Consider the following 1,308-nt stretch of genomic DNA (forward strand, 5'->3'; position numbering starts at 1 on the left):
CGTGCGGCGGCTCGGCGCAGGGCATCCGCCACCGACCCCGCACCGTCGGCGATGACCTCCGCGTCGGGGCAGTGCCACCCTGCCTCACGCAGCAGCCCCACGGCGATCGGGCCTCCCCGATCCTCGCGTTCTCCGGAGAACGAGCGGTCCGAGACGGTGATCACGAGTGCGGGGAACGGGCCCATGGCTCCCACCATAGGCCCGAGCGGGTGACCGCGCACGGGTCTCAGTTGACCCGGATGAGCGAACGCTGCCAGCCCGACGATCCGTTCGGCGCGATGGGTGCCCGCTCCTGGATCTGCAGGTCGCCGTTCTTGTTCACCGCGCGCACCGCGACATAGTGCGTGCCCGGTGTGGCATCCCACTCCATGAACCACTGCACCCAGGTGTCGTCGTTGATCGGCGCCGACAGGGTGGCCTGAACCCAGTCGCCGTCGTCGATGCTCACCTCCACACGCTCGATGCCGACCGACTGCGCCCAGGCGACTCCGGCGATCGGGATCTTCCCCGCCGCCACCGCCTCGCCGATCTTGGGGGTGTCGACGCGAGAGGCGAACTTGATCGGCGCCTCGGCGCTGTAGCCACGCGGCGTCCAGTACGCCTCATCCTGGGCGAACGTCGTCACCTTGAGCCCCGTGAGCCACTTGGTCGCCGACACGTACCCGTAGAGTCCCGGAACCACCATCCGCACAGGGAAACCGTGCTCGAGCGGGAGCGGTTCACCGTTCATCCCGACGGCGAGAATCGCATCGAGGCTGTCATCGGTGAGTGCCGACAGCGGCGTGCTCGCGGTGTAGCCGTCGACGCTGCGCGAGAGCACCATGTCGGCGCCGGACTTCACACCCGCCTTCTTGAGCACGTCGCGCAACGGCACCCCGAGCCACTTCGCGTTCCCGACGAGCTCGCCGCCGACCTCGTTCGACACGCACGTGAGCGTGATGGCGTACTCGTCGAGGCCCATGTCGAGGATGTCCTGGAAGCTCATCTCCACACGCTGGTCGACCATGCCGTCGATCACCAGACGCCAGGTGTCCGGATCGATCGAGGGAACCGTGAGAGCCGTGTCGACGCGGTAGAAGTCCTTGTTCGGGGTGAACAGCTTGCTGAGCCCGGGGATGTCGAGCTCGGCGCCGTCCGGCACCGTGACCGTCGTGCGGGGGGAGGGCAGCTTGAGCGCGCTACTTTGGCGGGGGCCTGGAAGAACACCCGCGGGTACCAACGGCGCGAGAGCTCCTTGATGCTGGAGACGTCGACGTTGCGGTAGTGCAGCCACTGATCCACCTGCGGCATGTACTTCGCCAGGAACAT

General features: G+C 67.6%; 2 protein-coding genes. Both read right to left on the reverse strand.

Going from position 1 to position 1,308, the window contains the following annotated elements; genetic code table 11:
* Window positions 1-185: molybdopterin-binding protein (locus KZA10_RS15505; protein ID WP_256934946.1), on the reverse strand; the 185-nt coding region annotated here is incomplete at its 3' end.
* Between the two features lie 41 nt (window positions 186-226).
* A partial coding sequence (locus KZA10_RS15510) for a molybdopterin-dependent oxidoreductase (protein WP_256934947.1) occupies window positions 227-1,308 on the reverse strand: 1,082 nt, incomplete at its 5' end.

This window comes from Microbacterium sp. BF1 (genome assembly GCF_019279095.1).
Classification (GTDB): Bacteria; Actinomycetota; Actinomycetes; order Actinomycetales; family Microbacteriaceae; genus Microbacterium; species Microbacterium maritypicum.